The sequence below is a fragment of the Ammoniphilus resinae genome (genome assembly GCF_017873965.1).
GTDB lineage: Bacteria > Bacillota > Bacilli > Aneurinibacillales > RAOX-1 > Ammoniphilus_A > Ammoniphilus_A resinae.
On record NZ_JAGGKT010000010.1, the window covers coordinates 89,428 to 114,923 of the forward strand.

26 protein-coding genes are annotated in these 25,496 nt (G+C 39.5%); 22 read left to right on the top strand and 4 right to left on the bottom strand.

Annotated elements, in window-relative coordinates; translation table 11 throughout:
* Positions 1–32 precede the first annotated feature (32 nt).
* Complete coding sequence (locus tag J2Z37_RS15970; RefSeq protein ID WP_209811285.1) at positions 33–1,085, bottom strand: PQQ-dependent sugar dehydrogenase; 1,053 nt, start codon at positions 1,083–1,085, stop codon at positions 33–35.
* A 195-nt stretch (positions 1,086–1,280) separates the two neighbouring features.
* Here J2Z37_RS15970 and J2Z37_RS15975 point away from each other — a divergent pair, with 195 nt between their 5' ends.
* On the top strand, positions 1,281–2,198 hold the full coding sequence (locus J2Z37_RS15975; RefSeq protein WP_209811286.1) for a ketopantoate reductase family protein: 918 nt from the start codon (positions 1,281–1,283) through the stop codon (positions 2,196–2,198).
* Between the two features lie 506 nt (positions 2,199–2,704).
* Here J2Z37_RS15975 and J2Z37_RS15980 read toward each other — a convergent pair.
* Positions 2,705–2,935, bottom strand: coding sequence for a hypothetical protein (locus tag J2Z37_RS15980; protein WP_209811287.1), 231 nt, complete (start codon positions 2,933–2,935; stop codon positions 2,705–2,707).
* A 321-nt stretch (positions 2,936–3,256) separates the two neighbouring features.
* Entirely contained in the window at positions 3,257–4,072 is an 816-nt protein-coding gene (locus J2Z37_RS15985) for a sugar phosphate isomerase/epimerase family protein (RefSeq protein WP_209811288.1), read from the bottom strand.
* 258 nt (positions 4,073–4,330) lie between these two features.
* On the opposite strand from J2Z37_RS15985, the gene J2Z37_RS15990 reads away from it, so the two are divergent.
* The 15 genes from J2Z37_RS15990 to J2Z37_RS16060 are packed head-to-tail and all read left to right on the top strand — an operon-like array spanning position 4,331 to position 16,569.
* Positions 4,331–5,125 carry an alpha/beta fold hydrolase gene (locus tag J2Z37_RS15990; protein WP_209811289.1) on the top strand — a complete coding sequence of 265 codons (795 nt, stop codon included), beginning with the start codon at positions 4,331–4,333 and terminating at the stop codon, positions 5,123–5,125.
* Between the two features lies 1 nt (position 5,126).
* Complete coding sequence (locus tag J2Z37_RS15995) at positions 5,127–6,311, top strand: LLM class flavin-dependent oxidoreductase (protein WP_209811290.1); 1,185 nt, start codon at positions 5,127–5,129, stop codon at positions 6,309–6,311.
* A gap of 11 nt (positions 6,312–6,322) precedes the next feature.
* On the top strand, positions 6,323–7,351 hold the full coding sequence (locus J2Z37_RS16000) for an alcohol dehydrogenase catalytic domain-containing protein (protein WP_209811291.1): 1,029 nt from the start codon (positions 6,323–6,325) through the stop codon (positions 7,349–7,351).
* Positions 7,352–7,358: 7 nt separating this feature from the next.
* Complete coding sequence (locus J2Z37_RS16005) at positions 7,359–8,306, top strand: NAD-dependent epimerase/dehydratase family protein (RefSeq protein ID WP_209811292.1); 948 nt, start codon at positions 7,359–7,361, stop codon at positions 8,304–8,306.
* Between the two features lie 25 nt (positions 8,307–8,331).
* Positions 8,332–9,399 (top strand): TRAP transporter substrate-binding protein, encoded by a 1,068-nt coding sequence (locus tag J2Z37_RS16010; protein WP_209811293.1) that lies wholly within the window; start codon positions 8,332–8,334, stop codon positions 9,397–9,399.
* A gap of 59 nt (positions 9,400–9,458) precedes the next feature.
* Positions 9,459–9,938 (top strand): TRAP transporter small permease, encoded by a 480-nt coding sequence (locus J2Z37_RS16015; protein WP_209811294.1) that lies wholly within the window; start codon positions 9,459–9,461, stop codon positions 9,936–9,938.
* A 23-nt stretch (positions 9,939–9,961) separates the two neighbouring features.
* Positions 9,962–11,242, top strand: a complete 1,281-nt coding sequence (locus tag J2Z37_RS16020; RefSeq protein WP_209811295.1) for a TRAP transporter large permease — start codon at positions 9,962–9,964, stop codon at positions 11,240–11,242.
* Positions 11,243–11,278: 36 nt separating this feature from the next.
* The gene (locus tag J2Z37_RS16025) at positions 11,279–12,046 is read left to right on the top strand and encodes an IclR family transcriptional regulator (protein WP_209811296.1); all 768 of its coding nucleotides are present in this window, start codon (positions 11,279–11,281) and stop codon (positions 12,044–12,046) included.
* Between the two features lie 20 nt (positions 12,047–12,066).
* Positions 12,067–12,843 (top strand): alpha/beta fold hydrolase, encoded by a 777-nt coding sequence (locus J2Z37_RS16030; protein ID WP_209811297.1) that lies wholly within the window; start codon positions 12,067–12,069, stop codon positions 12,841–12,843.
* Positions 12,843–13,019, top strand: coding sequence for a tautomerase family protein (locus tag J2Z37_RS16035; RefSeq protein ID WP_209811298.1), 177 nt, complete (start codon positions 12,843–12,845; stop codon positions 13,017–13,019). Before J2Z37_RS16030 ends, J2Z37_RS16035 begins: the two co-directional genes overlap by 1 nt.
* Positions 13,019–13,558: an NADPH-dependent FMN reductase gene (locus J2Z37_RS16040; RefSeq protein ID WP_209811383.1), complete on the top strand. Its 540-nt coding sequence runs from the start codon at positions 13,019–13,021 to the stop codon at positions 13,556–13,558. Before J2Z37_RS16035 ends, J2Z37_RS16040 begins: the two co-directional genes overlap by 1 nt.
* 38 nt (positions 13,559–13,596) lie before the next feature.
* The gene (locus tag J2Z37_RS16045; RefSeq protein WP_209811299.1) at positions 13,597–14,604 is read left to right on the top strand and encodes a 3,4-dihydroxy-2-butanone-4-phosphate synthase; all 1,008 of its coding nucleotides are present in this window, start codon (positions 13,597–13,599) and stop codon (positions 14,602–14,604) included.
* 30 nt (positions 14,605–14,634) lie between these two features.
* Positions 14,635–15,018, top strand: a complete 384-nt coding sequence (locus J2Z37_RS16050) for a riboflavin kinase (protein ID WP_209811300.1) — start codon at positions 14,635–14,637, stop codon at positions 15,016–15,018.
* Between the two features lie 26 nt (positions 15,019–15,044).
* Positions 15,045–15,326, top strand: a complete 282-nt coding sequence (locus J2Z37_RS16055; RefSeq protein WP_245203859.1) for a hypothetical protein — start codon at positions 15,045–15,047, stop codon at positions 15,324–15,326.
* 40 nt (positions 15,327–15,366) lie between these two features.
* Positions 15,367–16,569: a CynX/NimT family MFS transporter gene (locus J2Z37_RS16060; RefSeq protein WP_425340330.1), complete on the top strand. Its 1,203-nt coding sequence runs from the start codon at positions 15,367–15,369 to the stop codon at positions 16,567–16,569.
* Positions 16,570–16,725: 156 nt separating this feature from the next.
* Here the strand turns inward: J2Z37_RS16060 and J2Z37_RS16065 are convergent, their stop codons facing one another.
* Positions 16,726–16,935: a hypothetical protein gene (locus J2Z37_RS16065; RefSeq protein ID WP_209811303.1), complete on the bottom strand. Its 210-nt coding sequence runs from the start codon at positions 16,933–16,935 to the stop codon at positions 16,726–16,728.
* A 355-nt stretch (positions 16,936–17,290) separates the two neighbouring features.
* On the opposite strand from J2Z37_RS16065, the gene ltrA (J2Z37_RS16070) reads away from it, so the two are divergent.
* From ltrA (J2Z37_RS16070) to J2Z37_RS16085, 6 genes are all read left to right on the top strand, one after another.
* Positions 17,291–18,589, top strand: a complete 1,299-nt coding sequence (gene ltrA / locus J2Z37_RS16070; RefSeq protein ID WP_209811304.1) for a group II intron reverse transcriptase/maturase — start codon at positions 17,291–17,293, stop codon at positions 18,587–18,589.
* A gap of 649 nt (positions 18,590–19,238) precedes the next feature.
* Positions 19,239–20,501 (top strand): group II intron reverse transcriptase/maturase, encoded by a 1,263-nt coding sequence (gene ltrA, locus J2Z37_RS16075; protein ID WP_209811305.1) that lies wholly within the window; start codon positions 19,239–19,241, stop codon positions 20,499–20,501.
* A gap of 283 nt (positions 20,502–20,784) precedes the next feature.
* Positions 20,785–21,747, top strand: coding sequence for a tRNA dihydrouridine synthase (locus J2Z37_RS16080; RefSeq protein ID WP_209811384.1), 963 nt, complete (start codon positions 20,785–20,787; stop codon positions 21,745–21,747).
* A gap of 298 nt (positions 21,748–22,045) precedes the next feature.
* Positions 22,046–22,156: a putative holin-like toxin gene (locus tag J2Z37_RS25590; RefSeq protein ID WP_245203860.1), complete on the top strand. Its 111-nt coding sequence runs from the start codon at positions 22,046–22,048 to the stop codon at positions 22,154–22,156.
* 195 nt (positions 22,157–22,351) lie between these two features.
* On the top strand, positions 22,352–22,525 hold the full coding sequence (locus J2Z37_RS26140) for a putative holin-like toxin (protein ID WP_425340331.1): 174 nt from the start codon (positions 22,352–22,354) through the stop codon (positions 22,523–22,525).
* 588 nt (positions 22,526–23,113) lie between these two features.
* A complete protein-coding gene (locus J2Z37_RS16085; RefSeq protein ID WP_209811306.1) occupies positions 23,114–25,426 on the top strand; it encodes a helix-turn-helix domain-containing protein in 2,313 nt (770 codons plus the stop codon).
* Positions 25,427–25,496 lie beyond the last annotated feature (70 nt).

The following is a 25,496-nucleotide window of genomic DNA, read 5'->3' on the forward strand; positions in this document are numbered from 1 at the left end:
AAAAGGATTCGCTCCCGCTCATTAAGTGAGCCTTAAATCGGCCTCAACCGAAACAAATGATCATCACCCGGTCGAACACGCCCGCGTCCGTCCCGATTGCTGGTCAACACAAAAAGCGATCCATCTGGACCCTCTATGATATCCCGAATCCGCCCGCGCGAACCAAAAAAAGAAGACAATAAGCGGATCGAGCGTGGGCGCCCCTCCTCAATCGAAAAACGTAGAATTTGGCTACCCCTCAGATTGGCCACCAACAATTGGTTCCTCCACGGTCCTCTTGTCACAAAGGTCATGCCGGAAGGGGCCCAGGTTCGATTGCCACTTTGAATCAATGGGCGCACCAACGCCCCCTGCTGTTCATCGCCTTCAATGATCGGCCAGCCGTAATTGTCGCCTGCCTGAATCAGATTGATCTCATCATGACCAGAATCCCCGTGTTCAGAACTATACAAAATCCTTGTACGAGGATCCCATGCCAATCCCTCAGGATTTCGGTGGCCTAAGCTGAACACAGGGGAACCGCGAAAAGGATTCCTTCTTGGAATTGCTCCGTTTCGTTGAATGCGCAGGATCTTGCCAGACAACAGTCTGCGATTTTGAGCCGAAGAGGATATCCCTACATCACCGGTGGTTGCATAAAGCAATCCATCTGGTCCGAATTTTAACCGCCCCCCGTCGTGGATCCGACTGCCAGGGATTGCATCGAGTAAAACCCGGTCAATCCGAGCCGCCTGATTATTTTCCACTAATCGGACAATCCGATTTCGGATTTGCCCCCTCGCTTCATAAGTAAGATATACGTAGAAAAAATGGTTTTTGGAAAACTCGGGATCGACCGCGATTCCCAGCAGACCGCCTTCACCGACGTTGATAAAAGGGGGAGAGAACGTAATCAACGGGTCAGGCAAGAGTCTTCCCTGGGCCACCCTTCGAACTCTTCCCGGCCTTTCAGTTAGAAAAATCCGTCCGTCAGGTGTAAAATCCAGAGCCCAAGGCACTTGTAATCCTGTGGTGACAATTTCAATGCTGTAGGGTATTCCACCCTGATTCTGTCTAGGCATACCCACACCTCGCCATCGTTTCATAAGGTGATATAACATATTGCAGCAGCGACCTAAGAAGTGCACCCAAAAAACAGATCTCTGTCCTTAAAGGACCAACATATAAAAAACGGAATTCAAAGTATTCACCATTTACAGGTTACATAAGGAATAGTAGTATGTAACTATTAATTACTATTTTCAAATTATTTGGACCCATTTCAGAAAGGGTGATAATAGATGCGAACACTTGTATTAGGAGCAGGAGCAATCGGTGGTTATTTTGGGGGAAGATTGCTTGAAAAGGGAGAAGATATTACCTTTTTAGTAAGGGAAAATCGCCAAAAGGAATTAAGGCAAAATGGATTAGTTCTGAAAAGTGACTTTGGTGATATAACAGTTTCTCCTAAAACCATTACGGTCAATGATTCTCCTTCCTCCTTTGACTTGATTATCTTTTCAACGAAGGCGTATCATTTAGAACAGGCAATAGCTGATATTAAACCATTCGTTGGAGAGCATACAGTGATCCTACCGTTATTAAATGGGATCGCACATGTGCCTTTATTAAAAAGAGAACTGGGAGAACAAAACGTTATTGGGGGTCTGTGTTATGTCTCAGCCACACTAGATGATAAAGGAACCGTGATCCAATCCGGCCCAAATAATCGAATGGTCATTGGAGAATTTGATAGAACGCCATCCAAACGGATTGAAAAAATAAAACACCTGTTCACAAGTGCAAAAACGACATGTGAAATTAGCGATAATATCGAACAAGAAATGTGGCACAAGTATTTATTTATTGCGACTATGTCCGGAGTTACAACGTTGTTCCGTTCCCCAATGGGGGCTATTCGTTCTAGTGAAGGTAGCCGGTCATTCCTGGAAGGATTATCGAATGAAGTAAGAACCGTCATGGAAAGATATGGTGCTCCCTTGAGTGAGGGAATATCCCAAAAGCATTTAGCATCTTTTGATTCAGCACCCTACGGCAGCAAGGCCTCCATGTTAAAAGACATGGAAAAAGGCGCACCGCTTGAAGGAGACCATATACACGGTTATTTACTAAAGCTGTCAAAAGAATTAAATCTTAATAGCCCTTTACTTGAAGTCGTTTATAGTAATCTGGAAGTCTATCAGAGTCAAATTGGATAAAGGCTGAAGCGGCGAGGCGCTTCTAATCGAACACGGAAAAGCTAGCGCTTTCCCTTCGACAAGGGTCTGAAATTATTCGAGAGTTAGAGTGTTTTATAATATGTAAAAGTCCCTGATTCTATGTAGAAATCAGGGACTTTTCCTATCCCAGGCTTCCGCCAGCTAAGATTCCTTGCGCCAACTATGGATGGCCGGCCTGTGTCACCTCGGTGATCGAGGAGGTGGTTAGGGCTTCCATTTTGCTTTCCACTCGGGTGAGCAGGTACCAGTAATCGCTGACGGAAAGCACTATCGCACTTCATCTCAGAAAAGTCAGACCCCTTCTCTGAACTAAAGCGTTGGCTTTGCGAAGTCGAACAAATTTGACATTCTTTCAAGTTGGTTGAAGAGAAGAATTAAGCTATGGACTATGTTTACGATAGGGTGTCAATACATCCGTAAAAAAATCATACTTCTCTGGGTGCAATTTTTTCTCCATGTAAAGGAAATAGTTCCATATACACCTTTCATTTAAATTTTAAAAAAATAGGATATTCGTTGCGGATAATGGCAACCTCCAGGTGCCTCATTCCTTCCACATGCCTTTCCTTCGAAAAATACTGTTCAAGGATTCCATCCACGAAATCGGATCGATTCCCTTTCGTGTTTATCCTCTTGCCGCCTGCCACCCGATCGATGAGCTTTTTTGTTTGCGGTCTGAGGTAAACATGGACCCCGATTTTTTCTATTTTTTTCACAAATATAAGTATTACCATCCGGCAACGGAGCAGCTGTCAGCTTTGTTCTCAATGGATTTCTCATAATGATCACAGATGGTGAAGCGTTGGCTTTGCGAATTTGGACATAGTCATGAATGGGTAGGAATATTACGTTCCTTGTGATTTCAGTACTCAACAATTGGTTTCCATTTGGAAACGAGGTGTTTATTTGAATTCAATTTGATGGCTATAAAGAATCAAAAAGCCCACATACCTAACCGAAATGTGAGGGCTTATACGTTTATTAAATTTCGCTTCTATAACGTCAAAATAAGGGAAATGTTTCAAGGGGGAATCTAGCTATTTAAGAAAGGCAGTTGTTTTTTGAAATGCTTCGATGCAAACCTCCTTTGTATTTCGTTGCCAATAATCCTCGTTAAAAACCTCAACAGAGAATGGTCCGTGATAGCCAGTTTCCTTTATTAGTTTTATCCAATTCATAATTGGTATTATACCATCACCAGGAAAAACTCTATGCTTTGTTCCGATTAAATTAGAAATTGGAATAGACATGGAATCATCAAGATGAACTACCATTATCCTTTCTGGATCAATTCTCCTTATTGCCTTAATGTTTGAGTTTCCTCTATAAACATGAAAAAGGTCGATCACTAGTTTACAGTTAAATCGATTTACTTTTTCAATAACACTTAGAACGCTTTCTAGTGTATTTAACTTCCTGTTTGATCCGATAAATTCTAATCCAAGTACAAGATTGTATGAAGCAGCGATATCACATAATTTTTGAGTGTTAGATATTGTTTCGGGTATTGTTCCTATATTTCCGATAATAGGCATAACAATTCCGCTCGCACCAAGGGCCTGACTGCGTTCAAAAAGTTCTTTAAAATCATTAAGGAGCAGTAATGTTAAATCGTAATGCCATGGATAATAGGATGGGGCAGGACATACGAATAGAATTTCCATTTGATGTTGGTTCAATAATTCTTTGAAAGAGTTAAGGTTCCCATCGATTGAAATAAGCTCCTGTATTTCGTTACTCCAAAGTTCAATGCAATTAAAACCGGCTTCCTTGATCATCTCAATTTTTTCATTAATGGATGCGTATTTTATTGTTATTGTATTTAAAGCTAAATCAAATGGAGTTCTTATCATAGTATTGAACACCTCCGAATTATTAATTTTCAAATAGAAGGACTAACATATGGAATTTCGCTTTTTTACAGATCATGAGGAATTAGGGATTATTTGTTTTGTATTTTATCTTCCATAAGTTAAAAAGTCCATATAAATAACAGAATTTTATATTAACAATAAATACACAGTAAATATAGTATTGACAGAATAAACGGAAAGGTTTATCCTGAAGTTGGATTCGGGGCAGTGTCCCAAATAAAAAACGGAGGGGTTTAGGTGACTACAACAAGTAAGCATTTGCTCGAATATGTTTCAATACAGGGAACAAAAGTGCGTTTGATGCAAGGAGGAACTGGGGAACCGCTTATTTACTTACACGGTGCAGCTGGTGGGGGGAACTGGTTGCCTTGTCTTGATTTACTATCCAAGCATTTTCAAGTATATGCACCGGAACATCCAGGGTACGGCAAGAGTGAAAATTGTACAAAAATCCAGTCGATGACAGATTTGGCTTATTTTTATTTGGATTTAATGGATGATTTATCAATTGACTCAGCTACATTTGTTGGATCTTCTTTAGGAGGTTGGCTTGCCTTAGAGATCGCTATAATTGCACCCCACCGAGTGAGTAAACTTATTCTCCTCGATTCTGCAGGAATTAGGGTTGAGGGTGTTGAGGTAGTTGATCAATTTATTATGGATCCTAACGATGTACTTGAACTTTTATTCTATGACAAATCAATTCCTGAGAAACTGAGATCCCTAGGATCGTCTGATCCTGAAGCAGTGGAAATGAACATACGAAATCGGATAATGACCTCTCATTTGGCGTGGAATCCTTACTTTCATAATCCAAAGATTAGAGAACGAATTCACAGAGTGAAAATACCGGTTTTAATTGTTTGGGGAGAGAAGGATGAAATTTTCCCAGTAGAGTATGGGCATGAATTTTTAAACTTACTGCCAAATGCGAAGTTAACAGTGATTAAAGACTGTGGACATTTGCCTGCTCAAGAAAAAGTAAATGAATTCTATAATGAAGCAATTTCGTTTCTTCAAGGAGGAGAATAAAATGAGGTTCTTTTTTCATCACCTAATGGCGTGGCCTTATGTTACCGAAGAAATGGTAAATAAATATGATGCAGCATGGGTCACTTTTCCAAATAAACATTATGATCCAGAAAAAGGTGTTAAGTTATACGAAAGATATCTAAGTGAACTTGAATATGCCGAAAAGATTGGTTTTGATGGGGTATGTGTAAATGAGCATCATCAAACAGCTTACGGAACGATGCCTTCGCCAAATATTATGGCGGCTGCGCTCGCCAGTAGGACATCTAAGGTGAAAATTGCGGTATTAGGCAATGCTATTCCACTACGTGACAACCCATTAAGAATTGCGGAAGAAATTGCCATGTTAGATGTATTGACGAATGGAAGGATCATTTCGGGTTTTGTAAGAGGAATTGGACCAGAATACCATAGTTTTTCAAAGGACCCAACCTTATCGCGGGATAAATTTTACGAAGCACATGATTTAATTACTAAAGCCTGGACTGAGGAGGGACCCTTCGAATATTATGCAGAGTTTACCAAACTAAGATATGTGAATCCATGGCCACGTCCTGTTCAAAGTAACCCACACCCACCTATTTGGATTCCTTCCCAAGGTAGTTTGGAAACTATTGATTGGGTAGCTAAGAAAAAATACACTTATCTCCAAACCTATAGTTCCATTTCAAATGTTCGAAGGGTATTTACTATGTTCAAAGAAGCAACCCTAAAATACGGATATGAGGCTTCACCATTCCAAATGGGTTGGGCTCTACCTATTTATGTCGCCGAAACGGATGAGCAGGCAAAGCAGGAAGCGCGCCGTCATATTGAATATTTGTTCAACGATGTATTCAAAATGCCTCAGAGAATGTTTTTCCCGGATGGATATCTAACACTTAAATCAACCCAAAAAGTCCTTGAAAGCAAAAAAGGAATCGGAACCAGCTACCTCTCCTTCGACGAACTCTATGAAAAGGAATATGTGATTGTTGGAAGCGCAAAGACAGTTCGAGAGAAAATTAAAAAATATCAAGAGGAATTTGGCTTTGGGAATTTACTAGGGATGATGCACTTTGGTACCTTACCCCATCACCTAACAATTAAGAATATGGATCTATTCGCATCCGAAGTTATGCCGTTCCTTCGTAATTTGGGTGAGAACTCTATGAATGAAGTCGCCGCAGCGGCAGACAACACATAGGAGAACCAGTTATGAGGGCTGCAATATTAAAGGAATTCGTTAAACCAATGATACTACTAGATATTCCGGAACCTGAACCAAAACCTGGTGAGGTTGTTATCAAGGTAAAGGCTTGTGGGATTTGTCACACAGATGTTTCCATATGGGAGGGGAAATACCCTCCTCGGAAACCTTTACCAATGGTGTTGGGACACGAATTGTCCGGTGAAGTCATTTCTGTAGGAGCAAATGTTAAAAGCATTTCCAATGGGCAACGTGTAGTTGTATATAACCTATTAACATGCGGGATTTGTGAGAATTGCAAAAATGGCCGTGAAAACTTATGTTTTTCTTTACAAACCTTAGGCATTGACACTGATGGTGCATTCAAAGAATACATTACTGTTCCTGAAAAAAACTGCCTCTATTTGCCGGAATCGGTTAGTTGGAACGAAGGAGCTGTTATAACTGATGCCGTAAGCACTCCATTTCATGCAATTGAGAGAAGTAACATCAAAATGGGGCAAAATGTGATTATTTATGGAATTGGTGCTCTTGGATTAAACGCTGTGCAAATTGCATCGAAACTTAGAGGGGCAAATGTCATAGCAGTTGATATTACGGATGAGAAATTGGAATGGGCTAAAGAATTCGGGGCGATCCATACTATTAATTCTTTAAAAGAAAACTTGATTGAGAGCATAAAGGACCTTACAAGTGGAAGAGGGGCAGATTGCGCCTTAGAATTTGTCGGATTGGAACAAACATATCAACAAGCAATAGGTAGTGTCCGAACAGGTGGAAAGGTTACAATCGTAGGTGCTACCAGAAAACCATTTATGGTTGATCCGTATCGGTTCTTTAAAGAAGAGGTGCAACTTTCTGGATCATATGGTTATCTGCGTAGTGATCTTGAAAAAGTTTTAGAACTAGTATCTAATGGGAAACTCGATGTAAAAAAGTCGGTATCACATCAGGTAGAACTACAATCAATAAATGAAGGATTTCAAATTGCGCAAGATCCTTTAATCCATTCGCTTAGAGTTGTAGTGTCTTTATAGGAAGGGAGTGTTTATAATAGCTAATATTTTAGTAACAGGTGGAAGCGGATTCATAGGTAGCCATGTAGTTAGACAATTGGTGGATCGGGGTCAAAATGTTGTAGTTTATGATATGTTTCTTAGTGAAAGGTTAAATCAAGTTAAAGAGTCAATAGGATTTGTACAGGGCGATATAAGTGAATGGGATCAGTTGCTTCATGCAATTAAGCAGCACCAGGTTCAAACGATTATTCATTTAGCGTATTATCGTGATATTCAGGAACAGGAAAAGAATCCTCATAGAGCTACGAAAATAAACTGTCTAGGTTTTAATCATATTTTGGAAGCTGCTAGAATTATGGGGATTAAAAGGGTAGTATGGGCAAGTTCAACTGCCGTTTATGGATACCCTCATCTGTATAATGAACCTGTAGATGAGGATGCATTATTAAGTCCTACATCAATATACGGTGCTTGTAAGGCTTATGACGAATATTTATCGAACCATTATCGGAAAGCGTTTGGTTTGGAAACAATCGGATTAAGGCCAACGGTTGTCTATGGGGATGGTAGATGGTACCGTGGATTATCTAATTTTACTTATGATTTATTTGCATATGCTACATCAGGTAAAGAATATGTTGTTCAACACGGTGATAAACGAGTGGATTGGTTACATGTAAAAGATTGTGCAAGGGCTTTTGTTCTAGCGGCATTAGTAACAAATACGGTACACGGTATTTTCAATATTACTGGCCAAGTTGCTACATTAAGAGAAGCAACGGAAGCGATCCAACGCATTGAACCAAATGCAAGATTTGAGATTAAACCGGGTGGCAGAGAAGAGGAATATTGGCCTGCTTATTTGGATGGCACTAGAGCCAAAGATGAACTAGGCTATATACCAGAATTTGATTTATCAAAAGGGTGTAAGGATTACTTAGACATCCTGCGTGCAAGTTTCATAGAAGTTTAAATTTTATTTGGGGGCGGTATTATTTATGTTGAAAAAAAGGGTAGCAACAATTTGTTCCGTCACTTTGATAGCTATGACCACACTAGTTGGTTGTTCTACATCCAACCAAGCCACATCAGAAAATTCAACCTCTAATTCAGGTCAAGAAAGCGAGAGTTCTAGCAGTGAATCTAAGGTGTTCCGTTTAGCACATGTAGTGGCCCCTGATGAAAATCATCCTTACACCGTTACAGCCGAGTCTTTTAAAAAATATGTGGAGGAAAAAACGAATGGAAAAATTAAGATAAATATTTTTCCAGGCGGACAGCTTGGCGGAGATACGGATTTACTAGAAATGGTTAGGAAAGGTACCTTAGATCTAGGTGTCATTTCAGGTCCAGTTTTGGCAAATTATACACCTGTTCAAGCGGTATTAGACCTTCCGTGGCTTTATAATAACAATTTGGAGCTAATGCATGAAGCTTTTACAAGTGAAATTGGACAAAAAGTTTTGGAGCGGATGTCTAAGGATGTTGGGGTTAAAGGATTAGCATATTCTTATCAAGGATTTCGCCATTTTATTACGAACAAGCCTGTTCAGTCAATTGAAGATTTACAAGGTATGAAGTTCAGAACCCAACAAAGTCCATTACATGTTCAAATGTTTCAAACAATTGGGATGAGCCCAACACCAATCCCTTTTCCCGAACTATACTCATCAATGCAAACAGGTGTAATAGACGGCTTTGAAACTGACCTATTCGGCTACGATACATCGAAATTTTATGAAGTCGGAAAATACGTCTCACTCTCAGGCCACTTTAATAATACTGAATTACTTTTGATGTCCAATGAAATATTCGATAAACTCTCGCCGGAAGAACAGAAAATCATTCAAGAAGGTGCTAATTTTGCCACCGAAGAAGCTTATAAGAAAAGTGTTAATTTAAGTGACGAGTACCTAGAACGTTCTAAGAAAAATGGAGCAGTGGTAACAGAGCTTGATATCAGTAAATTGAAGGAAATGGTACAACCGGTATATGATGAATGGTTGGCTAAGGATCCTTTAATAGAAGAATATGTTACATACGTTGAAGGGATAAAAAAGAACTAAAGGTATACACCCGCTGAATAAGCGGGTGAGAATAATTATTTCGGCGGAGAGTGATTTATATGTTATCACGATTGGCGGGATTTGTTGATTCCTTTGCAAGGAATTTCACAACGGTTATTACTATTGTAATAGTAGTGACAGTTATCATGCAGGTTTTTTGTAGATATATTTTAGGTTATTCACTGGCTTGGTCTGAAGAATTAGCTAGAAATTTACTGGTTTGGCTCGTTATGATCGGGGTAAGCACTGCATTTTATAAAGGTAACACTATTGCTGTAGAGTTTTTCAGGGAGCGCTTTCCGGAACCATTACAAGTACTTCTCATTCGAATTGAAAACCTCTTTGTAATGGCGTTTGCAGTTGTTATTGGTTATTTTGGGTGTTTTTTTGCAATTGATAATATGGTTCAAAAAAATCCGGTAATCAATATTTCTATGGGTGTATTATACCTAGGTATTTTGATTGGATCGATTATGATTTTTATTCAATCCTTTGTAGGTTTGTTTATGGCTAAGAAAAGAATTGAAAGTACCCAATAGAACGTGAAGGAGGTCTGAATAAGATGTGGGTAACCATTTCTTCTTTTGCAGTTATACTGGCACTTGGTGTTCCAATTGCAGTTTTACTAGCATTGACTAGTATAATTTACCTTGTGAGTACTGGTCAATCTATGCTTATTGAAGTGATAGCCCAACGTGTATATAACGGTCTTGCCAATTTTAATTTACTTGCCATACCACTTTTTATTTTAGCTGGTGAACTCATGAATGCGGTTGGGATCACTCAAAAGCTTGTTAATTTCTTTAATCTCTTATTCGGCCATATAAAGGGAGGATTAGCCTATGTTAATATCTTCTCAAGTATGTGTTTTGCGGGGATATCAGGAACAGCTACATCTGATGCAGCTGCTATTGGTGGGGTTTTAATACCCGCCATGAAGAAAGAAGGGTATGACGTTCGATTTAGTGCAGCTCTTACGTCAGCGGCATCTACGATTGGACCTATTATTCCTCCAAGTATGATTATGATCCTTTATGCTGTTTTCGCGAATACTTCAGTTGCCGCACTTTTTATAGGGGGAGTCATACCAGGTATATTAATAGGTATTTTTTTGGTTGCAACTGTTTATATTCAAGGAAGGAAGAATGCCTTTCCAAAGACTATGAAAAAAGCTTCTTTTAAAGAAGTTAGGAGAGGATTTTTAGATGCCATTCTTGCCTTTTTGATGCCACTCATTATTTTGGTGGGACTTACAACAGGTGTTTTTACAGCAACAGAATCAGGGGCTGCAGCTGTGGCATATGCCTTAATTATTGGACTATTTATTTATCGATCAATAACACTAAAAGAAATTTATAAAATATGTATGGGTGCAGGGATTTTCTCTGCGAATATTTTAATTATTGCTGGCACAGGTTCTTTTATGGCGTGGGTATTAGCGGCTGGAATGGTCCCGCAAACCATCGCTACATCTATTTTGGAATTTACCCAAGATCCATATTTGATACTTTTTCTAATTAATATTTTTTTATTAATAGTTGGTATGTTCATGGATACAACGGCTGCTCTCATAATTCTGGTTCCAGTATTATTACCAATTATTCACGAAATAGGGGTTGATCCCGTTCATTTTGGTGTTGTGTTATGTTTTAACTTGATACAAGGTCTGATCACACCTCCTTTAGGAGTCAATCTATTTATTACCTCACAAATTGCAGGTATTAAGTTTGAAGAAATGTTAAAACCGCTTACTCCTTATCTATGTGCCAACATCATAGTTTTATTTTTAATTACCTATATTCCACAATTAGTCACGTGGCTTCCAGATCTTTTATTAAAATAAAAGATCTCTTCGAATAATATCAAGGGGGAAATTCATTTGGATAATAAAGAGACTGTTGATAAAAAGGAAACGATCAAAAACATTGAAGTTGTTTTTGATCTTTTAGAGTACATGTCATTGAATCCTGAGGGCATAGGTATTCGCGAAGCGGGTCGTTTAACTGATACAACCAAAAGTACAATCCAAAGGATTTTTAATACTTTAGTTGAAAAAAGAATTGTAACACTAAATCCATTAACTGAAAGATATGTCTTAGACGTTGGTATATTTAAAATCGTCGTACGCCATCAATCAGAGAATAGATTAATCCTGTCAAGTGATTCTATTCTAAAAAATTTGAGGGATCAAACGGATGAAACAGTTTGCCTACATGTTTTAGTAAATGATCAACAACTTCCAATCCTTCAATATAAAAGTACACAAGAATTGAATTGGCACTTAATTGTTGGTAAGACATACCCCGTAAATAGTGGTGCTTCAGGAAAGATATTTTTGGCTTACATGGCACCAGCGAAATTAGATTTCCTTATGTCAACATTTGTAAAGGTAACACCTAACACAATTACGGATGTAGAGGACATATTACAATCTAATGAAACAATTCGAAAAGAAAGGTATGCTGTAAGTTTTGGTGAAATGTCACCTGGCGCGATCGGAATGGCCGTTCCTGTCCTTGATCACAATGGTGTACTTGTTGCAGTGGTGGGACTTTACGGACCGGAATTTAGAATGAGGCCTAAGATAGATGAATTTAAAGAAAAACTTTTAAAAGCTGCAAGGGAAATCGAACAAAAATTAATATAGCAACTTCGGGAGGAATGAGTATGCCATTTAGTACAAGAGAAGGTATTTCAATTCATTATCATACTGAAGGAGTAGGGACCCCAATTATTTTTCTGCATAGTTTAGGAACTAATCATAATATTTGGGACGATCAATTTAATGCATTTAAATCGGATTATAATGTAATTGGTTTTGATTTTAAAGGTCATGGAGAATCGGGTAAGAAACTGCCTTTCACCATTGAGAATGCGATGTTGGATGCAAAACATATCATGGATTTACTTGAAATAAGTGAGGCTCACATTGTGGGTATCTCCCTAGGCGGACACGTTGCAATGAAATTATATGAACAAGTCCCAAATCGAGTTAAATCCCTAACATTGGCGGATACATGGGCATATGTGCCACCTCATTTAAGAGTGGAAAGAACAAACAATAGAATTGGAAGACTTCAAAGTATAAGTATTGAACAGTTTTGTGAGGAATTGGCTGTAAGTTCTATCGCTTTAGGAGCGGAATCAAAGACTATAGAGAAGTTACGCGCACTGATGAATTTTTCAAAGGATACCTACATAAGTGCCTGGGACGCCGTACATAGTGTAGATTTTCGTGAACTCCTCAAAACAATTCATGTACCAGTTTTAGTAATGGTAGGCGATCAGGATAAAAGTTCTCCGTTGAGCTATGCTGAAGAAATTACCACTCAAATTGAAAAAGCTAAACTTGAAATTATTCCAAATGCAGGTCATTTATCTCATTTGACCAATGTACCTTATTTTAATCAAAAATTAAGAGAGTTTTTGGGAGGTAATAAATAATGCCAACAATAACCGTGCAATTGAAAGAGGGACAGAGTGAAGAACAACGTACGAGAATAATTCAAGGATTAACAGATGAGTTTGTAAGATTAACAGATATTAATCCGGAAAAAGTCCACGTTATTATTGAAGAAGTAAAAAGTGGTAATTGGGGGATAGGAGGGAAAATTATTTGATGAAATTATTGGGGATTTCTGGAACAATAACTGGTTCGAAAACAGCTGCTCTAGTCAACAAGGTATTAAACGAAGTTGAAAGAAATTATCCAGACGTTCAGGTGGAGCTTCTAGATCTAAGGAATTATAAGTTAGAATTCTGCGATGGTCGACCTAATTCAGAGTACAATGCCGATACTCAAATGGTGATAGAAACGGTTAATTCGGCTGATTTCTACCTTGTAGGTACACCAATATTTCAAGCATCTATCTCAGGGGCTCTCAAGAATCTTTTTGACCTTATACCAGTTGCTACATTTCGTCAGAAGGTAATAGGGTTCGTAGCAACGGGCGGGACGTATCAACACTTTCTGGTGATAGAAAATCAGTTAAAGCCTATAGCAGGTTATTTTCGTTGTTACATTGCCCCGAGTTATGTTTATGCACATAGTGAACATTTTGATAAAAATAACGAAATAATAGACAGTGATGTAATGGAAAGAATATCAAGTTTGGCGCACGAGTTGGTCTTAATGCAACGAACTTTTAAAAAAGAATAGTATTGAATCTTTTTATGGAGGACGATAAGAGGTGGGGTATGGGGTATCTTAAGGAGAATCAAGATCTTGGATTAAACCGCAATAACCTTTTGATTATATTTGATGACGTCCATTCCCAAGTCGGATATGCTATGGGTTTTGGGCAAGATGTGAAAACTGAACATGTGAATTTTATGATAAAAAACTGCAGGGGATTAGTCTATGTATGTATTTCAAAAGAAAGGGCCTTACAGCTAAAACTACCTCTTATGGTTGTTGAAGGAAGGTCAAACCCTCCTGTAAAAAACTTTGCTATTTCAGTAGATTACAAGAATTCTACTACTGGTATTTCAGCAATTGAACGCGTGGAAACGATTAAAGCATTCACGAATCCTAACACAAAATCGAATGATTTCAAGAAGCCAGGGCATATCTTTCCTTTGATAAGCCAGGAGAATGATTTACAAGAATATCATGGGATTACAGAAGCCGCCGTTTTCTTATCACGACTTATTACAAATGATCCGACTTCGTATTTTTGCGAAATTTTAAATGCTTCGGGAGATGTAGCCGATCTAGAGGAAATTCAGAAGTTTGCTAAAGATCACGGCATGAAACTCTTAAAAGTAAGTGGGATTCTTGAAAATATGTATAGGGACCCAAAATGGTTAGAGATTGTGGATAGAAGTGTTATACGAGTTTCAAATCAGGGGGTAGAGGTCTTTGAAGTTCTAAATCATCTCTATCAGACACATCATGCCATATACTTAAAGATGGGCAGCACTTCAACAAAGGGAGTGATTTTTTATGATGAGTGTCAGCTAGGAGATCTTTTGGGATTGAAAATGAACTGTAAATGTAACAAACATTTTATTGATTTTATGAAGGAATTAGTAAATGGTCGTCTGGATTGTATTGTTTATCAACGACATTCTAAAAATTTATTCAAATCAAAAACAGATACCAATTTTGTTAAAAATCAAGTATACGAGTTTATTCTTCAACTAAGGAAATCCGAATACGGAAGAATTAAAGAAATGAAGGCTCCATTGACAACTATAATTTGATTTACCTAATCATCATGAGGGGTGAAGAGGATGGATAAACCTATCTGCGTATTAATAGGACTGGTGGTTCGTGGGAAGAAAATTGGAAGAAAATTAGGATTTCCAACTGCCAATTTATCTATCCTATCCCCAGATCCTCATTTAAAACATGGAGTTTACGGAGTTAGGGTGAATATTGACGGAGTGGAATACTGTGGCGTGTTAAATGTTGGGGTTAGACCTTCGTTTCGCGACGGTTTAGAGGTTAGCTATGAGGTATTTATTATTAACTTTAATAATGACATTTATAATAAAAAGATAAATGTAGAGGTTTGTTTTTATATAAGACCCGAACTTTCCTTTCCTAACAGTGGGGAACTAATAGACCAGATCAAAAAGGATGTTAATTTTGCAAAAAGATACTTTGATTTGTAACTTAAAAAGTAAAAAGGGGTTGAATGATGTTGGCACCTAAAAATATCGTCCACTGGCCGGATTTGTCATTTGTAAAATTTTGCGAAGAGACATTTGGTATTAATAGGGGGATATACAACACAATTGATCTTTGGTTTTTTAATAAGGGAGTCAAAGAGATAGTTAAGCGCAGAAATATATTATTGGGCTTTTTAAAATATTTAAGTGAACCAAACAATTCCAATGAAAAGAATCAGAAAATAAAGATCGGCAAGAAGGGGTTATCTTTTAGATTAATTGATTATTGGATAGAACAGGAAAATAGTTAAAGTAAGAAGTAACAACAGGATCCGAAAGAGGTTGACTATGATGACCGAGAAAAAGAACAGCTTAAATATCATATTAATCATAGGAGTTGTTCTTATAGCCTCCAATCTCCGAGCCCCCATTACATCCATAGGTCCAATAGTTGGGATTATAGCTGCAGATACAGGCTTTTCCAATGCTTTAACAGGACTGCTCACTACCCTTTCACTCCTTTCATTTGCAGCCTTTTCATTTTTTATCCCAAAAATTTCTTTTCGATATGGGATTGAATATACACTAATGGCAGGTTTAGCGGTGCTAACAATAGGAATTATTTTAAGGTCAGTTAATTCAATATTCACCCTATTTTTTGGAACTATAATTTTAGGTCTGGCAATTGCAATTGGAAATGTTTTACTACCAAGTTTAATTAAACGTGAATTTCCCAATAATATCGGATTTATGACCGGTTTATATTCTGTCTCTATGAGTATTTGGGCTGCTATTGCATCAGGTTTAAGCGTACCTCTTGTACTTTCTTTTGGCCTAGGATGGCGTGCGGCACTAATGTGCTGGGCCATTCCCTCAGTAATTGCTTTTGTATTTTTTTTGCCTCAGATGTCTTCAAGTAACCCTCTCTCGAGGAGAACTTACTCTCCAAGCGGATATCTTTGGCGGTCTAAGCTTGCATGGCAAATAACACTTTTTATGGGCCTTCAATCTTTAGGATTCTATTCCATAATCTCATGGCTTCCGGAAATACTTTATAACCAAGGTTTGGAAACTAATTTTGCCGGTTGGTTGCTATCCTATATGCAGATTGTAAGTATTCCATTGACATTTATAGTTCCATTAATTGCTGGGCGTCTTTCAAATCAAAGAGTCATCGTTCTAATTATCTTCCTCTTTTTTCTCATAGGATACTTTGGACTTCTTTATGGAAGTACGTTTTTTTTAACGCTATGGATAACTCTTATTGGTATTGGTCAAGGGGCAAGTATTAGTTTGGCATTATTATTTATGGGGCTACGAACAACTAATACCCAACAGTCATCTGAACTTTCAGGAATGGCACAATCCATCGGATATTTAATAGCAGCTGGTGGCCCAGTATTTTTTGGCTTTCTGCATGATTTGACTCAAAGTTGGACAACGACAATTCTAATACTTATTGCAACAACTATTATACAACTTATAGTAGGGTTAGGTGCTGGAGGTAATAAGAAAATTTCTATTGAGGAAAAAGCTAAGGTGGAAACAATTTGAGTGACCGAATAAGGAAAAGCTTGCGACTAAACTTCGATTAGTATTTATCCCCAGTAATTATTCGAAAACCATAATTACCTATTGGATAATTGCTTGTGATTCAGATTTAGCTTTTAAGAGCATTTAATGAAGACAGTAAGATTCTGTCGTGAAGAATCACATATAATGCAGCGCTTGGTTTACCGCCAAGCGTTTTTTGTGTGCGGCGTGCCCAGGCAAGCCGCTAATTGCTAGTTGGTGAAAGTCCAACCGAGGTAAGAGCCAAGTCACCTCGTAGCTAGCGGACAGCTGGTGGAGAAATCCTAAGGTTGAAGCTCCGTGAAAAGTGCTCATATTGAGTGCCTGCGAATCATCAGACCGTAACATCAAGTGAATCCTGCAGCCTCGTTAAAAAGAACCGAGAAATCGGACAAAGAGGAGTCGAGCCCGTCGCACAAGGGCGAAGACCAGGGACAGTGTGTAGAACTTGGATTTCAACACTTAGGAACCTCTCGGGGTAGGGGGAGCGGTATGTTGAGAAAGTGATTAACGGAACTGGGGAGACCCTCCTTTGCACTTCACTTAAGAAGTAAAGCGGAAACCTATAAGCCCAGCGGTGAAGTGGTGGACGGCAAAGAGGGAGTCGGAGGGGGTAATAGTACTTATGAACACAAGGACAACACAACCTTGTGGAGGGAAGGACCCCTACTTCTGGTCACAAGTTGAAAGGAGGTAAGAGTTAGTGAATGCGAGTAAACTTGCTAACTACACCGATGTAAAAGCTCGAGAACTCTGGACAACTTTATATCTTTGTGCCAAGGAACAACCAAAGCGAAGATTTCATGCGTTGTATGACAAGATTTATCGCCCTGACATTCTAGCCGAGGCATGGCGGAGAGTGAAGCGGAACAAAGGGAGTGGCGGAATCGATGGGCAAACCATCGAAAAGATTGTTTACGAATACGGAGAAAGTAAATTTCTGAACGAAATCTATCTAACTCTCAAAAAGAAACAATACTGCCCAAATCCAGTAAGGCGAACGCACATACCAAAAGGAGACGGTAAAACACGTCCTCTCGGGATTCCTACAATTAAGGATCGTGTTGTTCAGATGGCAACCAAAATAGTCATTGAGCCTATATTTGAAGCAGATTTCAAAGATTTCTCGTATGGATTTAGACCAAAACGGAGTGCTAAGCAAGCTTTAGCGCAAATCCGTAAAGCGAGCAAAAACAGCTATTGGGTGGTTGATGTAGACATTAAAGGCTACTTTGACAACATTAACCAAGAAAAGCTAATGAAGCTTGTGGAGCAACGGATTAGCGATAGACGAGTGCTTAAGGTGATTCGCAAATGGTTAGAGGCAGGTGTCATGGAAGAAGATCAGTTCCATGAAACGGAAGTTGGGACGCCACAAGGAGGAGTAATTTCTCCACTGTTAGCGAACATCTATCTGAATTACATGGATACGATCTGGGAGAAGAAGTTTGCCCACCTTGGAACACTCATTCGCTACGCAGATGACTTCGTCATCATGTGTCGGACGAAACAACATGCATTCGATAGCATTCAAGTGATTCTATCGATCATGGAGAAACTAGATCTCTCGTTAAGCAAAGAAAAATCCAAGCTAGTAAACATATGGGATGGAACAAACGGTTTCGATTTTCTTGGCTTTCATCACCGAAAGTTTCCTAAATACAACAAAGGTGGCTCTAAGATATACATCCTCACTCATGTTCCGAGCAAAAAGGCAATGAAGAAGATGAGACAGAACATCAGGGAATGTATAGGACCAAGAAGCCAGTTGTATCGAGGAATAAATGACGTGGTAGAAGATTTAAACGCCAAGATTAGGGGACTTCGTAACTACTATGCGATTACACCCATGGCGAAGAAATGGCTAAATCGAATCGATTGGTATGTCCTAGAGAGATTGAACTTGTTCTGGAACAAGAAACGAAAAGCTCGACACAAGCACGGAAAGATCGGGGAATTAATGATAATGACGAGTGGAGTCTTATTAAAGCTCACTGGATGACCGTATGCCAAAGACAAAGACAGTCGGAAAGCCGTATGAGGGAAAACCTCACGTACGGTTTGATGAGGAGGGGCAGGCTCCCCTGCCCTTTACTCTACCCCAGCATGGGCGCTGTCTATAGGGTGAGAGTCCCGAACGGGGGTTGGCGAACGCCTACCGTTAGCCAAGAGCAAGGGTGTCTACCGTGAGGTAGAATCTGAAGGAAGCTGGAGGCAAATGCTTGACCTGAGGTACACGAATCCAATTTGAGGCTAGGCTAGTCGGATGAGTCTGCACAACAAGACGAAGTCCTAAGTCGCCAAAAGGCTAGTTTAGTAAACTTGGGCAGGTGCATGAGCAGAAAGACAGCGTTCTTACCTGGGGAGGTCTGTATGGAACGCCATGTACCCATGGTAAGCGAAACCGTAAGGGGTCGTTGAACATACAGAAGTCAGCAGACGTCATAGTACCTAAGTAGAGGACGCTCGAACAGGGAAGGACTGAACGCTAAATCAAGGATGAATCAACCTCTTTCGTATGGATGTGTAGAACGCAGAATTCCAAAAGGAACTACTCTAGGAGAAGAAGGGTGAAGCCCTGGGGGTACTAGAGAGGGCGGAGCATCCATCGGCAAGACTTGACCCTCATCCTGCGAAAGGAAGATATCGAGATGGACTTGATGGAGAAAATCCTAGAACGGAATAATCTATTGGAAGCCCTCAAACGAGTGGAATCCAACAAAGGTGCGGCTGGCGTCGACGGAGTGTCAACCCGACAACTTCGAGCATACGTCAAGGGACACTGGGACATGATCAAACAACAATTAATAGAGGGAACCTATAAACCTTCTCCTGTCCGTAGGGTCGAAATCCCGAAACCTGACGGAGGCGTAAGGTTATTAGGTATCCCTACCGTTCTAGATCGCTTGATCCAACAAGCCATCCTCCAAGTATTTACACCAATCTTTGACCCTACGTTCTCTGTCCATAGCTACGGTTTTCGGCCGAATAAGCGAGGACATGATGCTGTACGCCAAGCTCAACGGTACATCCAAGAAGGCTACAACTATGTTGTGGACATGGACTTAGAGAAATTCTTCGATCGAGTGAATCATGACATTCTCATGAGTCGAGTTGCTCGTAAGGTGCAGGACAAACGGGTACTGAAACTTATCCGTTCGTATCTGAAAGCAGGAGTGATGAGCCATGGAGTTTGTATTCGAAGCGCAGAAGGAACTCCACAGGGAGGCCCGCTTAGTCCACTCCTTGCAAATATCCTGTTGGATGATCTAGACAAGGAACTAGAAAGAAGAGGACTCCGCTTCTGTCGCTACGCAGATGATTGTAATATCTACGTTAAGACAAAGCGTGCGGGAGAACGAGTGAAAATGAGTGTAACAAACTACCTGGTGCAGAAGTTAAAACTGAAGGTAAATGAGGATAAAAGTGCGGTGGATCACCCGTGGAAACGGAAATTCCTAGGTTTCAGCTTTACATGGGGAGAGAAGGCAAAGATTCGAATTGCTCCCAAATCGCTGAAACGAGTGAAAGATAAAATCCGTTCCATGACAAAAGCCAATGACCCATCCCCGATGGAACAGATTATAGAAGATTTGAACCGCTATCTGATGGGGTGGCTAGGATACTACGCCCTAATCGATACCCCGTCACCACTAAAAGAACTAGATTCATGGATACGAAGAAGATTACGAATGATCCAGTGGTTACGGTGGAAGAAGGTGCGAACTCGCTACCACGTCTTAAGGGCTCTGGGGCTGAAGGAAAAGGATGTCCATCGAATTGCCAATACAAGAAAAGGGGCATGGCGCATCTCCAGCATACCTCAAATACACAGAGCTCTAGGGAATGCCTACTGGCAATCCCTAGGACTTCGAAGCTTACTTCAGCGATATACAGAAATTCGTCAAGTTTAGTGAACCGCCGTATACGGAACCGTACGTACGGTGGTGTGAGAGGACGGGGGTTAGTCACCCCCTCCTACTCGATTTCCTTAAAACAAAAGAGGCCTGATTGAACTGACCCAGTCATTTGAGATATGCATAAAAATCCCTTTTAGGCTGCTTGCTTCCTCCGAGTGTACTTGTGTTTGAAAAAAGTTATACTGCATGATATAAGTGTAAAAGAAGTGGAACATGTTGCTGTATATTTTTGGATGAAAGTTTGAAGTTGTATCGATAATGAGAGGATTTGAGTTTGTTGATAGATAATTTTTGGCGTGATTTACCACGGCCATTTTTTGTACTTGCACCAATGGAAGATGTAACAGATGTTGTATTCCGCCATGTAGTGAGTAAAGCAGGAAGACCGGATGTGTTTTTTACAGAGTTTACAAACTCGGATAGCTATTGTCATCCAGAGGGCATGAAAAGTGTGCGTGGCCGTTTGATTTTTACAGAAGATGAACAGCCCATGGTGGCACATATTTGGGGCGATCATCCCGAATATTTCCGTCAAATGAGTATTGGCATGGCAGAACTAGGATTTAAAGGGATTGATATTAATATGGGCTGCCCAGTACCGAACGTGGCATCGAGAGGGAAAGGGAGTGGCCTTATTCTGCGTCCAGACGTTGCGGCAGAATTGATTCAAGCAGCAAAAGCGGGTGGACTGCCTGTTAGCGTAAAAACACGACTTGGCTTTAACGATGTAAATGAGTGGGAGGAGTGGCTAACGCATATTTTAAAACAGGATATTGCGAACCTTTCTATTCATTTACGTACAAGAAAGGAATTGAGCCAAGTAGATGCGCATTGGGAGCTCATTCCGGAAATCAAAAATTTACGTGACCGTATCGCATCAAATACGCTACTAACAATCAATGGAGACATTCCTGACCGTCAAACGGGGTTGCAGCTTGCTGAACAATATGGTGTTGATGGGATTATGATTGGGCGTGGTATATTTAAAAATCCTTTTGCTTTTGAAAAAGAGCCAAAAGAGCATAGCAGTAAAGAATACCTTAATCTTTTAAGATTGCAGCTTGATCTACAAGATCATTATGCAGAAGTACTGCCACGTTCAATCACAGGGCTTCATCGCTTTTTCAAAATTTATGTCAAAGGATTCCCTGGAGCTGGTGAATTAAGAAATCAATTGATGCACACGAAATCAACAGATGAAGTACGTACATTGCTTGATCATTTTGAGAAAAAATGTTGATGGGACGGGGATAGTGAAATATTGCAGTCTACAAAGCACTTCCACGCTTCAACTCAGAGATGGGGTCAGACCCCAATTCTTGATCCCATTTCTGGGCTAGTCCTGGTATGAAAACTACTTAAAGTTCCAGATACTCTAATATTAGTTCCATAAGGGTTGTGAATAACGCCACACACCATATATTTTAAAATCGGAATATATGTTCCTGTTTTTGTGTTTTGTGGTATAATTTTCTTGTACAATAGAATAGGCTCCTCAAGGGTGGTCGGCTCATCCCCGAATGAAAGGGGGTGAGAACATGGTGTCAATAGATAATGCAATAGACTTAGCCATCAATTTCGGCAGCTTCACACTAACGTTTATTGGTGTAGTTATTGCCGTTTTGACACTTCTAAGCAAAAAGAAATAGACCGCCCTTGAGCTCACAACTCTGCGGTCTATTTCTGCATATACTAGAGCCGACCCCACTTGGGGATCCTCTGTTGTACATGACCGATCGTGTTCCCGCACGATCGGTCTTTTTAGTTTATACAGTGCTAATTAATTCTATTATACACAGGGTGACCGATAAATTCAAATCACATAGTTTCCATTAAAACTGGTTTTGATTGAGGAGAGTATCCCTGATCGCAAACGGCGTAGCACTGTCCCTAATCTGCTCACACTTAAAACATCAATAGATGACGCAATAAATCTTGCAATCAATTTTGGCAGTTTCACATTAACGTTTATTGGGGTTGTTATTGCCATTTTGACACTGATGACCAAAAATAAATAGACCGCCCTTGAGCTACCAACTCCGCGGTCTATTTCCCATATCTTGAGCCGCCCCCATTTGGGGAACGTCTGTTGTACATGACCGATCGTGTTCGCGCACGATCGGTCTTTTTATTTTATACTCTAGTCTTTAGTATTATTATACATAGACTTTTTAAAAATGTAAAATCATCAAAATGGGTAAGAAGTGCTTTGACTCAGTCGCCAGACCCCATCTCTGAGCTAAAGCGTTAGCTTTGCGGGGTTGAACAGAGTGCAACATAATTGGGCACAGCCATTCCCAAAATCACCGAAACACCCTCTCTGTTTGGTATAAAATGAAAACACCGAAAAGCCCTGGGGACCCTCGGTCCAGACCCATTACTGAATAAAGCGTTAGCCTGGTGAAGTTAAACTCGCGAAAGGGTGATAAAAGTGCTTTCCATAGAAACGGATCTAATAGTTACTTCTACCGAATATAGCAACAACATCTGTCTATAAGCCTCTATTCGAGAATGGATAATTGATTAGACTGAATAATATAAATAATATGGGTAGAATAAAAATGAATCTCATTTATCTTATTCATTCAGAAAGGGGGCGGGGGACAATGAGAAGTAAACTCTTAATTGGAAGAAACCCGATTTTAATACAATATATGCTTCCTTACATTGCCATCCTTTTGATACCACTTTCGATCGGTTGGATCACCTATGAACAAACTGTACATATGGTCAAGGAAGAGGTGGTCAAATCAAATATGACGCTTCTTGAACAAAGCAAGGAAATCCTGGATCGGCGATTGGAAGAGGTAGAGAATTTTGCTCACCAGCTTATGTCCGATTCAAAAGTAGTTTCTTTTCAATATTTAAAAGATCCTTATAAAGGTTCTAATACTTATCGTATTGTTGAAACTAGAGAAAGACTTAAGGCTTATAAAACTTCCTCCAATTTTATATTCAATTATTACATTTTATTCAAGAATAGTAACCTCGTTCTTTCTTCCAATAGTACCTATAAATTAGTGGATTTTTACGAACACTTCATCCAGCCTCAATCATCAGACTATGATTCTTGGTATGAGCACTATTTGGGGCGCTTTCATCATCGAGAATACCTTCCGGCACAACCATTTCAATTCTCTGGCAACCCATACAGTATGGTTACTTATATTCATTCTCTTGGATACCCCAATTATTTTAATGGTGTATTGATGGTTCTCATTCAAAATGAGGAAATAAAAAATTTGTTTAGTGGTCTGGATACATCCAACGGAGGATGGGCTTATATCGCGGATGAACAGGGGAAAATCATTAGTTTTGTATCGAACAATCAACAGGTGGCTCCGATCAATTTTAATGGACAGCTTGAACAAGGTGTAATCGAACGAACCTTGAATGGTCAGGAGTATATGATCACATACACGACATCGAAACAAAACCAATGGAGATACGTTGTAGGACAACCTTCTCATATTGTTCTTGAAAAAGTTCATTATTTAAAAGAAATAACAATGAATTTTATGTTCATCGCATTAATAGTGGGATTAGCTGTTGCTGCGGTATTGGCTTATCAAAATAGCAGGCCAATTAAGAAACTAGTGTCGATGATTACGGAACGGTATGAAGGGAGGTATTCCCTTTCAGAAAGTGGTGGTACTTATGGATTCATCCAGAATACACTCGCTACATTGTTTAAGAGTAATGAGGAGCTTCGCAATAAGATAAAAGAACAGGTCCCTGTATTACGGGGAATTCTGATTGAAAACCTGATAAAGGGTGGGTTTAAGACGGAAAAAGAAATTGAAAATATTTTGGAACATGTGGGCATGAGTGTCCATGGTAGAAGGTACGTCGTATGTATATTGGATCTAGGTCCTTTTGACATCGTTTTAAATGAAGACATTCTAAATGCTATGGATGAAAAACGAGTGATGATTAAAGAAATTCTAAGTTATTATTTAGATGGATTTGGTTTCATTCATGATATTGATCAAGATAAAATAGCCATTTTGGTTGCCCTAGATTTGGATGATGATGAGAAATGCAGGGTACATGTCAATCAGTTGCTAGGCCAAATTAGCGAAGAAATTCGTCATACGCTGATTTTCCATCCGTTCTTTGCAGTAGGCGGGATCTATGATCAATGGCTTGATATTTCCCTATCCTTCGTTGAAGCAAGAGAGGTTTTGCATATGAGATCTAAGGGAATCAATGAAACGATTTTATGGATAAATGATTTACCGAACACAGGTGAATCGTATTATTATCCCGTGGATCTTGAAACAAGACTGATGAATTTTGCGAGAGCAGGGGCAAAAGAAGAGACATTGAAACTGGTACAAGAGCTATATCGGGTGAATTTTGTGGAAAAACATCTTTCACGGGCTATGCTTCTATTGTTTTTATCGGAGTTATGGGGAAGCGTTGTCAAGCTTGTGGATCAGGTAAATGTTGCACAAACTTGGGAAGAATTAAGACCTTTCATAACGGGATTAAGGGAATCTGAAGATCCTCAAATCCTTTTTTCTAACATCGAGCATGCGCTTGTGGTCATGTGTGAAGAAGTGAACCAACGAAAAAAGAGCCGAAATGTCCAATTAATTGACTCAATTATTGAATTTATCCAAAGTAGGTATATAAATCCAGATTTGTGTCTATCGACAATCTCGGAGAAATTCCAGATTTCCGAGGTGTACCTATCCCAATTTTTTAAAGAACAAACGGGAATTAATTTTTCAGATTATCTGGAGAGGATTCGTATGGATCGGTCAAAAGAACTCTTGGCTTCAACGAACATGTCAGTATATGAGATCGCCACCGAAGTAGGCTATTTATCATCTAACACATTTGGCCGAGCCTTCAAACGAATCAACGGCTTAAGTGCGTCAGCCTACCGTCGTTCGCTTGATAATCCTAGATAATCTTAAAAAATGCACATGAATTAGTCCTGTGCATTTTTCATTTTAAGGCTAATCTTAAAAGCTGAATAAC